The organism is Clostridium polyendosporum, assembly GCF_018332455.1.
Lineage (GTDB): Bacteria > Bacillota > Clostridia > Clostridiales > Clostridiaceae > Clostridium_AY > Clostridium_AY polyendosporum.
In genome coordinates this window covers 98,508-108,296 of record NZ_BOPZ01000009.1, presented here as the reverse complement: position 1 = coordinate 108,296, position 9,789 = coordinate 98,508, and the positions used below count along the sequence as shown (strand labels likewise).

Sequence of the window (9,789 nt, the reverse complement as noted above, 5' to 3'; positions counted from 1 at the left end):
TTGATAGGTCAGAGGTGTAAGCATGGTAACATGTTAAGCTGACTGATACTAATAGGTCGAGGGCTTGACCAATAAAAAGGCTAAAACTTATGTGCAATTTTGATGGAATAAAAATTCTCATCAATAAATTTTAAATTTTTTAAGTACAAGCAGTATGCGAAAGCAACGAGCGAAGTTAATAAAAAGTTTAATCTGGTGATGATGCTTTTAGAGGCTACACCCGTTCCCATACCGAACACGATGGTTAAGCTCTAAGAGGCCGATGGTACTGCACGGGCGACTGTGTGGGAGAGTAGGAGGTTGCCAGGTCAATATGGCTCCTTGGTCAAGCGGTCAAGACACCACCCTTTCACGGTGGTAACAGGGGTTCGATTCCCCTAGGAGTCACCATAAATGAATTTTATGACTCGATATACTTTAAAGGTATATCGAGTTTCTTTTATTTGTTTTATACAAGTTCATATTAATAAGAGAATTAAACCAAAGATAGTTATTGTCGAAATATATTCTTCTATTTAATATACTCATTGTAATACTTATTCACAATTCATTAATGGAAAAACTGGAGTTATCCACAAATTAACAACTTTATATGTGTATAAATGTGGATAATTGTGGATAAGTTATGAAATATTTAAAGTTATACACAGGTTTATTTGTAAATGTACTATTCTTATATAAAAAAATATATCTTATAGGATATTATATATTTTTTTACTCTTAGACATACAACAACATACATTAACATAATGTTACACTTAAGTTAATATAAGTAATAAAAAGTTAATATTATCATTCATTTATTAACATTATAAACATAGTTGTGGATAAAAACTGTGGATAATGTGGATAAAGTCATTACATATTAGAAAAAGGTGAGAAAAATGAGAATTGAAAAACCAATAGTTGAAGCACAATTTATTAGAAGACCAAATAGATTTCAGGCATATATTATTTTAAATGGTATTGAGCTTATGGTGCATGTTCCTAATACAGGTAGGTGTAAAGAGATTTTAACTCCCAATACGACTGTAATTTTAAGAAGAGAAGAAAATGTTACAAGGAAGACACCGTACGATTTAATTGCAGCTTATAAAGGAGAAGAGTTAATAAGTATAGATTCTCATATACCTAATAAAGTTGTGGAAGAAGCACTAAGGGAAAAAAAGATTAAAAAACTTGATAAATATGATATTATTTTGAGAGAGAAAACTTTTGGTAATAGTAGGTTTGATTTTAAGCTTTCAAATTCTAAAGGTGAGGAATACTATTTAGAAGTAAAGGGAGTTACCTTTGAAAATAATAGAATAGCAAAATTTCCTGATGCGCCTACAGAAAGAGGAAGAAAGCATCTTTTAGAACTTGTAGAGGTTATAAAAGAAGGTAAAGGAGCAGGAGTAATATTTCTAATTCAGTTAGAAAACGTAGAGTGCTTTATGCCTTATGATGATATGGATCCTAAATTTGGAGAAGCTCTAAGATTTGCACATAAAAATGGTGTTGATATTATGGCATACTGCTGCAATGTTACAATGAATAGTATAATTATTAAAAAGTCAGTAGAAATTAAGCTTTAATTAATGGTAAAATGGTAATATGGTAATATATGCAAGTAAACAATTTGGTAACTAGGCTTAGAGTTTGGAGAAAGTATAAAACATATTGTTTATTTTCCAAGTTAATTAAAGATTCAACCTGTGTATGTTTTGTATGTACTGGAGGGAAATAAAATGAAGTTTATATACTGTCCACTTTGTGGGAGAAAATTAGAAACAAAGGACAGCTGGGATGAAGGTGGAGTTCCATATTGCTCTGAGCATCATATGATGTTTTTTGATATTCCCAAACCATGTGTAGTGGTTGCTGTAATTAAAAATAATAAAATATTACTTTTAAAGCAGAGTTATATTTTTAAGAATTCTAAGGTGCTTGTTTCAGGATATGTAGGAGTAAATGAAACCGTTGAAGATACTGTTTATAGGGAAGTAAAAGAAGAAACAGGAATTACTATAAAAGATATAAAATACTTAGGAAGTGACTTTGTTAAGGGAAAAGAGCTTTTAATGCTTACGTATATGGCTTACTATGAATCAGGAGAAATTAATAAATCTTCAGAAGTTGAATGGTTGGATTGGAGTAATATAGAAAATGCCATATGTGAAATGAATGAAGATGAAATAGGTAAGAGAGTAGTAAGAAAGGTATTAAAGGAAATTGGATATACAGACGAAATGATCTGTAAATGTAATATAAGTGAATATAAGATTAGAGATTAATTATAGTTGCCTTTGTTTTAATGCTAGTTATTAATATAATAACTTTAACCTAATTTGACTAAATTTTCACATTCTTTAAGGTGGGAGATGAATAACACTTGACGGTAGTCAACAATACTGACAAACTATAATTAAAGATAAACAACTTCAATCCTTACACAATTCATTTATGAAGTTGTATATCTATAGCTACACAAATAAAATTTTAGCTAATATATGATTTATAATATGAGGAGAAAAAGGGGGATCTCTATTATGAATGGAATTGTACCTAATAAAGAACCAAAATATGTACCAGAGATTAGAGGAGCATTAAGAAACCACATGATAGAGGTACCACAAGTTATAAGAGAGGCTAGTGGTATAAAAATATTTGGCAAGCGAATTAAGTCACTTGTTTTTACCACTGATGTTGCCATTATAAAAAATACTAATGCGGATGCTATAATAGCAGTTTATCCATTCACACCACAGCCTATAATAACTCAAGCAATCATGTCAGCAGCTGATGTCCCTGTGTTTTGTGGTGTAGGCGGTGGAATTACTCAAGGGAAAAGAGTAATAAATCTAGCCTTAGATGCGGAATTTAAAGGAGCTATGGGAGTTGTTGTCAATGCACCAACCTCCAATGAAATTGTAAAAAACTTAAGGGAAACTATAGATATACCTGTAATTGTAACAGTAGTATCGGAGAATGATGATTTTGAAGGTAGAATAGAGGCCGGAGCAACAATACTTAATGTATCAGGAGGAAAAAGTACTGTTGATATTGTAAAACAAGTAAGAAGTAAGTTTCCTGAGTTTCCTATTATTGCAACTGGTGGACCAACAACAGAAACAATGAAAGAAACTATAAAGGCAGGGGCAAATGCTATTACTTTTACTCCTCCAAGTTCAGGAGAAATCTTTAGTGAGCTTATGGCTAAATATAGGAATTATTAAATATTTTATATTAATAAAATTACAACATTCTCTTGTTTATATATTTATAAAATGTATATTATAAGTTAATATATACAAGATTCGACGAGAAATAAAAAATTTCGAATCTTTTATTTAAACATATTGCATAAAACAATTTTTATGGTATCATATTAAATATCATATGAATAAAATAAAATTGAACACGTAAGGACCTAGGGTAGAGGTGCTGTTAATCAAGAGTATTTGATGGGAGTTGGCAGGCATTGATCATCAGAGAAAGGGGTTGCGGCCGAAGGAGTAAACTCGGCGGGGCTTACTTCTGGTTGTGCACAAAATATGTGTATGATTGTCACTTAAGAATGAAGTGGAGAGCTACAAGGTACGCTAGTTGCAATATATATTCTTGCAGCAAAGGTGTTCCTTTGCCGCTTTAGTTTTAGAAGATGTTGTTCTAAAATTAGGGATATTTCCGCAATTATACCTTAAGCAAACTCTACCCGTCACAGAGTGTTCTGTGACGTTTTGTTTTTAAAAAAAACAATGTGGAGGAAGTTGAATATGAAATTATTTGGGACAATGAATGTAGAAGACAATGTACTAAGCATTGGAGGAATAAAAGCTACAGCTTTAGCAGAAAAGTTTGGAACACCGTTATACGTTTTTGATGAAGAGCTTATAAGGGATAATTGCAGACAATATTATAGACATTTTAAGTGTAAAGAGACAGGGAATAGGGTAGCTTATGCAGGAAAAGCATTCTTAACTCTTGCTATGTGTGATATCATAAATGAAGAAAATTTATATTTAGATGTAGTATCAGGAGGCGAGTTATATACTGCACATAAAGCAGGGTTTCCATTAGAAAGAGTATATTTCCACGGAAATAACAAGACTCTTGATGAAATAGAGTTGGGTGTAAAACTTGGTGTAGGAAGATTTGTAGTTGATAACTATTTTGAAATGGATAGCTTAAATGAAATTTCAAAGGTGAATAATAAGACACAAAAGATATATTTAAGAATAACACCAGGAATAGAAGCTCATACTCATGAATATATAAAGACAGGTCAACTTGATTCAAAGTTTGGATTTGCAGCAATAGGAGATACAATTATAAATGCAGTAAGAAAAGCTATAGAACTAGAAAATATAGAACTTGCTGGCTTACACTGTCATATTGGTTCACAGATATTTGACGTTGAACCTTTTGAAGATGCAGCAGAAATAATGTTAAGCCTTATTAAGAAGATATATGATGAAACAGGATATATGATAAAGGAGCTTGACTTAGGTGGCGGCTTTGGAATTTATTACACAGAAAATGATGAGCCTAGACCAGCAGAGGAATATTGTACAGCTATATTAAATAAGGCTAAGACAGTATGTAAAGAATTAGAGATGAGCATGCCTATATTAACTATAGAACCAGGTAGATCAATCGTAGGTAATACAGGACTTACTTTATATACTATAGGTTCAATAAAGGAAGTACCAGAAATAAGAAAATATGTATCAGTTGACGGCGGAATGACTGATAATATAAGACCTGCACTTTATAGAGCTCAATATGAATGTGGAGTTGCTAATAGGGTTGTAAATGACACAGATGAGAAAGTAACAATCTCAGGAAAGTGCTGTGAATCAGGAGATATACTTCTTAACGATATAAGTATACCTACTGTTAAAAGTGGTGATATTCTTGCGATAATGTCAACGGGAGCTTATGGCTACTCAATGTCTAACAATTATAATAAGATTCCAAGAGCAGCAGTAGTAATGGTTAAAGACGGAGATGCAAGAGTTATTTGCAAGAGAGAAAGCTATGAGGACGTAATAAAGAATGAATTAAGATAAAGGTAAAAGGCACCAATTAATTGGTGTCTTTATATGTTGTCATTTCATAAAGTGAAATCTGGCTAAAGCAGAGCAAGGTCAATATCTGGTCAGTTTTATTTACTGTAATTTCACAATGCGAAATCTGACTAAAATTGAATAGGCTGATGCCTATTCAATTTTATTTTTTCACATTTCTTTCATAAAATTTTCACATTTTTAATGTAAAATCTAATAATAATTAATGTTTAATTATTATTTCTATAGGCCTCTGCTATAAAAAACTATGATATACTTATATATGGTATGTTTTTTTTAAGAGGTGAGAATATGGATGTTGGTGGAAAAATATATATAGTTGATAGACTAGAGGGCAATGTTGTAGTATGTGAAGCAGAAGATGGAAAAATGAAAAATATAAGTTTAGAAGTTGTTAAAGGTAATCCTAAAGAAGGAGATGTACTTGTATTAAGGAATTCTACATATCAAATAGATATAGAGATGACCTTAAAAAGAAAAAAAGAAATAAAAGATTTAATGAAAGGCATGTGGGATGAATGATTAGTAAAGAGAATAATCTTACTTTTAAGAAGATATTATTAGATTGGGTATTACCGATAGTTGCAGCAATAATATTAGCAAAGCTTATAAATGCATTTTTAGTATTTAAAGTATCCATTCCATCAGAATCAATGTTTCCCGCAATAAAAAAGGGAGATCAGATATTTGTAACAAAGGTTTACAATATAAGCAATATAAAAAGGGGAGATATAGTTGTATTTGACTCTAAGGAGCTAAATGATATGTTAATTAAAAGAGTCGTAGGGCTTCCTGGTGATAAGGTTGAAGTTAAGGATGATGGAGAAGTATATATAAATGGACAGCATTTAGCTGAGGACTATGTAAAAAACCATAGTGAGAAAACAGGAGCGTTTCAAGTGCCTGAAGGAAAGTTCTTAATGCTGGGTGATAACAGAAGTAATTCTTTAGATGCACGATACTGGAATAACCCTTATATTGATGGCAGTGATATAAAAGGAACAGCCAAGCTAAGAGTATATCCTTTTGACAGAGTAGGATTTGTAAGATAATTAATAATTAAGCTTACTTTTGGGGTGCTATAGAGGGGTGAAGGGGTTGCAAGATATATCATTGAAAATAGAAGAGTTGAGAGAAGAACTTATAAAAGATACACAAAAAATATTGAAAATAAAAAGTGTAGAGATAAAAGAAGAAGTAGGAGTAAGTTATAGACCTTTTGGAAAAGGAATAGGGGAAGCTCTCGAATTTGCCTTAGCTCTGTGTAAAGATTTTGGCTTTAGAACTGTTAATATGGATGGATATATAGGATATGCGGAATACGGAGAGGGAGAGGAATATGTTGGTGTTTTAGGACATCTTGATGTAGTACCAGAGGGAGATGGATGGACTTATCCCCCTTATAAAGCAGAAATACATGATAATAAGATATATGCAAGAGGCACTTTAGATGATAAAGGTCCTCTTATGGCTGCCTTATATGGTTTAAGAGCAATTAAGGAATTAAACCTTCAACTCTCCAAGAAAGTAAGAATAATTTTTGGAACAAATGAAGAAACAGGATACGATGATATAGAATATTATGTTAAGAGGGAAAAACCCCCTGTATCAGGATTTACCCCAGATGCAGACTTTCCAGTCATTTTTGCAGAAAAAGGTATAGCGATATTAAATTTTATCAAAAGAGTTAAAGGTTCTTTGGGAGAATATAATATTCTAAAGCTATTTGGTGGAAATAGACCTAATATGGTACCAGATTTTTGCACAGTTCTTATACAATGTGATGACCCAGGAAGTCTTATACATATAGCTGAAGAATTTGGTGAGAAAATAGGCTTTGTATTTAAAGGCACACTTCTAGAAGGAAATGTCCAAATAAAAAGCTTTGGAAAATCAGCTCATGGAAGTACACCGGAGCTTGGAAAGAATGCAATTATGGCAATGTTTTCTTTTCTTGGAGAAATAATTAAAAAAAGAAGTGAGTTAGGAGATTTCATAAATTTTTTTTATAGTAAGATTGGTTTTGAGACTAGAGGAGAGAGTTTAGGAATTGCAATAAGTGATGAACCATCAGGAGCATTAATTCAGAATATAGGCATGGTAGATTTTGATGGTGAAAGAATATCACTTATATCAAATGTAAGATTTCCTGTTACTTTTTCAATGGACCAAGTAGAAAATCTTATTAGAGAAAAGTTAAAAGGTACTGGAATAAATCTTATTAATTTAGCATATGATAATCCATTGTATTATGAAAAGAACAATCCTTTAATTAAAAAGCTATTAAAAGTTTATGAAGAAGAAACTGGTGAAATCATAGAACCATTAGCTATTGGAACAAGTACCTATGCAAAATCAATACCTAATATAGTAGCTTATGGGCCTATATTTCCTGGAGATCCAGATTTAGATCATCAACCAGATGAATATATAGAAATAGAAAAACTTGTACTATGCTCTAAGATTTATGGAAATGCTATATATGAACTTGCTAGATAAAAATACTCAAGTCAATTTTTAAGAATTTTCTAAAGCTACGTAAGTTTTAATACCTTGTCTCTAGGTAAAACTTTATGTTAATTTAATGTATTTGAAAAACAAGACAAATGAAAAGAGGTGGAATAATGTTTAAGAACAATAAAAAACTGAAGTATTTAGCAATCTATGGATTGATGGTAATAGGATTACTTTTTATATTTAATTATATGAAAACAGAAATGTCTACGAAAAATGTTACATATAATCAATTTAAAGTAATGTTAAAAGAGAAGAAAATTGAATCTGTAGTCATTACAAGCGAAAGGTTGATTATAAAGCCAAATAAACAGAGCAGTGATTATGGAAAGACATTATATACTGTTAATCTTGGGGATAAGGACCTGATAAGTCAGCTTTCAAGTGCTGGAGTTGAATTTACAGGAAGACTTCCTGAAAGACTTCCTTTAATAGATTTAATATTGTATTGGATTGGTCCTATAATATTTTTCTTCTTTTTAGGCAGGATGATGTTTGGCAAGATAGATAAGAAGATGGGCGGAGGAGTTATGTCCTTCGGTAAAAATACCGCTAAGCTTTATGCTGAAGATGAAACTGGAAAGACATTTGCAGATGTTGCAGGACAAGAAGAAGCTAAAGAATCCTTAAAGGAAATAGTAGACTTTTTACATGATCCTAAAAAGTATCAAGATATTGGAGCTAAACTTCCTAAGGGAGCGCTTTTAGTTGGCCCTCCTGGAACAGGAAAAACTCTACTTGCAAAGGCAGTTGCAGGAGAAGCAAAGGTACCTTTCTTCTCTATGTCAGGTTCAGATTTTGTTGAGCTTTTTGTAGGTATGGGAGCTTCTAGAGTTAGAGATTTATTTAGACAGGCTGAGGAAAAGGCGCCTTGTATTATATTTATAGACGAGATTGATGCCATAGGAAAGAGCAGAGACTCTTCACCTCAAGGTAACGATGAAAGAGAGCAAACATTAAATCAGCTTTTAGCAGAAATGGATGGTTTTGATTCATCTAAGGGTGTTGTTATATTAGCTGCAACTAATAGACCAGAAATATTAGATAAAGCACTTTTAAGACCAGGAAGATTTGATAGAAGAGTTATTGTAGATAGACCTGATCTTAAGGGAAGAATTTCGATTTTAAAAGTTCATGCTAAAGAAGTTAAACTTGGCAATGATGTTGACCTAGAAGCAATAGCTAAAGGAACTCCAGGTGCTGTAGGAGCAGACCTCGCTAACATAGTTAATGAAGCAGCCTTAAGAGCCGTTAAACATAATAGAAAGGTAGTGCTTCAAGAGGACCTTGAGGAAGCTGTGGAAGTAATCATCGCAGGTAAAGAGAAGAAAGATAGAATTCTTTCACCAAAGGAAAAGAGAATTGTTGCTTTCCATGAAGTTGGTCATGCACTTATGGCAGCTCTTCTAAAAAATACTGATCCTGTTCATAAGATAACCATTGTACCAAGAACTATGGGAGCTTTAGGATATACAATGCAGCTTCCAGAAGAAGAAAAATATCTTGTTACAAAGGATGAGATGATAGATCAAATAATGGTTATGCTTGGAGGGAGAGCAGCAGAGGAAATTGAGTTTAACTTAATATCTACTGGGGCATCAAATGATATTGAAAGAGCTACTCAATCAGCAAGAAGTATGGTAACAATCTATGGTATGACTGAAAAGTTTGATATGATGGCTCTTGAATCAATGACAAATAGATATCTTGATGGAAGACCAATACAAAACTGTTCAGCTGAAACTGCGGCTATTATTGATGAAGAAACTTTAAAAATTATAAAAGAATGTCATAAGAAAGCTAAGGATTTATTAACAGAAAACAGAGATTTATTAGATAAGATTTCTTGTGCACTTCTTGATAAAGAGACCCTTACTGGTGAAGAATTCATGGCTATGGTTTATGAAAAGTATTCTGAATTAAGAATAGAGAAAGAAAACAAGGAAGCAGAGAAGAAAGCCTTAGAAAATAGATTTGAAAAAAGTAAAGATTTCCAGATAGAACTTACTGATGAAGATAAAACAGTAAAATTGGAAACGGAACCTTCTAAAGAAGCAGCTGTTGAAGTAGAAGAAGAAAAAGGAATTTAGGCTATCTATGATTTTACAGGAAAGTTTCCCTAGGGGAACTTTTTCTGTGTTTAAGGATAAACAATTTTAATCCTTAATCAATTCAGGAAAATAGCCTCGACATGCAATGCTTT

At 32.2% G+C, this 9,789-nt stretch carries 8 protein-coding genes, 1 tRNA gene, 2 rRNA genes and 1 riboswitch; all 11 genes read left to right on the top strand.

Annotated features, from left to right (window positions below; translation table 11 throughout):
• A 23S ribosomal RNA gene (locus CPJCM30710_RS07310) occupies window positions 1–72 on the top strand; the annotation flags it as partial.
• A gap of 119 nt (window positions 73–191) precedes the next feature.
• A 5S ribosomal RNA gene (rrf, locus tag CPJCM30710_RS07305) occupies window positions 192–309 on the top strand.
• Window positions 310–315: 6 nt separating this feature from the next.
• Window positions 316–390 (top strand) — tRNA-Glu (locus tag CPJCM30710_RS07300).
• Between the two features lie 494 nt (window positions 391–884).
• Window positions 885–1,577, top strand: a complete 693-nt coding sequence (sfsA, locus tag CPJCM30710_RS07295; protein WP_212903514.1) for a DNA/RNA nuclease SfsA — start codon at window positions 885–887, stop codon at window positions 1,575–1,577.
• 153 nt (window positions 1,578–1,730) lie between these two features.
• Window positions 1,731–2,276 (top strand): NAD(+) diphosphatase, encoded by a 546-nt coding sequence (locus tag CPJCM30710_RS07290; protein ID WP_212903513.1) that lies wholly within the window; start codon window positions 1,731–1,733, stop codon window positions 2,274–2,276.
• 255 nt (window positions 2,277–2,531) lie between these two features.
• Complete coding sequence (locus CPJCM30710_RS07285) at window positions 2,532–3,218, top strand: beta/alpha barrel domain-containing protein (protein WP_212903512.1); 687 nt, start codon at window positions 2,532–2,534, stop codon at window positions 3,216–3,218.
• 192 nt (window positions 3,219–3,410) lie between these two features.
• Window positions 3,411–3,583: riboswitch (Lysine riboswitch) on the top strand.
• 175 nt (window positions 3,584–3,758) lie between these two features.
• A complete protein-coding gene (lysA, locus tag CPJCM30710_RS07280; RefSeq protein ID WP_212903511.1) occupies window positions 3,759–5,054 on the top strand; it encodes a diaminopimelate decarboxylase in 1,296 nt (431 codons plus the stop codon).
• Between the two features lie 309 nt (window positions 5,055–5,363).
• Window positions 5,364–5,594, top strand: coding sequence for a DUF3006 domain-containing protein (locus CPJCM30710_RS07275; protein WP_212903510.1), 231 nt, complete (start codon window positions 5,364–5,366; stop codon window positions 5,592–5,594).
• The gene (lepB, locus tag CPJCM30710_RS07270) at window positions 5,591–6,124 is read left to right on the top strand and encodes a signal peptidase I (RefSeq protein ID WP_212903509.1); all 534 of its coding nucleotides are present in this window, start codon (window positions 5,591–5,593) and stop codon (window positions 6,122–6,124) included. The genes CPJCM30710_RS07275 and lepB overlap by 4 nt, the downstream gene beginning before the upstream one ends.
• A gap of 46 nt (window positions 6,125–6,170) precedes the next feature.
• Window positions 6,171–7,571, top strand: coding sequence for a dipeptidase PepV (gene pepV, locus CPJCM30710_RS07265; RefSeq protein WP_212903508.1), 1,401 nt, complete (start codon window positions 6,171–6,173; stop codon window positions 7,569–7,571).
• Window positions 7,572–7,696: 125 nt separating this feature from the next.
• Window positions 7,697–9,676: an ATP-dependent zinc metalloprotease FtsH gene (ftsH, locus tag CPJCM30710_RS07260; protein ID WP_212903507.1), complete on the top strand. Its 1,980-nt coding sequence runs from the start codon at window positions 7,697–7,699 to the stop codon at window positions 9,674–9,676.
• The last annotated feature ends 113 nt before the right edge of the window (window positions 9,677–9,789 follow it).